1 pseudogene is annotated in these 720 nt (G+C 44.3%); it reads right to left on the bottom strand.

Going from position 1 to position 720, the window contains the following annotated elements:
- Positions 1–75: 75 nt before the first annotated feature.
- Positions 76–720: pseudogene (locus A3735_RS30535) on the bottom strand (hypothetical protein); the annotation flags it as partial.

The raw sequence follows: 720 nt of genomic DNA, 5'->3' as shown, positions 1-720 counted from the left end.
AAAAATGTTCGCTGTCATGTGAAAAAATGATATGCGCCGATGACAGTACGAACATTATTGTTGCAAGGCAACATATTATTCATTTTCAATATATAGCTCTTTGATTGGGCCAAAGTCTGAACTGAATAGTTCGTTGCCAATTCCCTTAACCCGAGCGAAATAGCGCTTTCCAGGTGTTAATCTTAGGTGGGCTCGAGCCTTGGCAATGGTCTGTTCTTTCAGAATGTTTTCGAAGCTTTTGCTATCAGACACCTGCAATATGTAGGCTTGGGTATTGTCTACTTTATTCCAGAACAGGCCAACTTGGCTGTCGATATAGTTAACACTTAGAATCTTCACGGGTTTCAATATACCGCGGACAGAAAAGTTACGCACTTCGCTATTCGCTGTTTCGCCGTCATCTGCAAGCGATACTACGCGCCAATAGTATGAGCCGGGCATCAATGCTTTCCTTGGTGCAATCTGCTGCGCTGCATCAAAGTCTGTTTGGCTGATTAGCAGGTTGAAACCTTTGTCTTTGGAAATCTGTAGTTTTCCGAGCGTATCCGGTTTAACAAAGTTCCAGCTAAATGTAGGTTTGGTACTATCAAGTATGCTTTTGGCAAGCGGCGCAATGAGTTTTGCTTGCTCTGTGCCAATGTCCACTGCTATGCGTGTAACGGAGTCGACACCCTCAAAACCATTAGCGTCAATGGCGCGCATGGAAACGTCATACTCACC

It is taken from the genome of Oleiphilus sp. HI0061, from assembly GCF_001635675.1.
The sequence above is the reverse complement of the archived record's forward strand: the minus strand, read 5'-3'. Positions and strand labels throughout refer to the sequence as shown.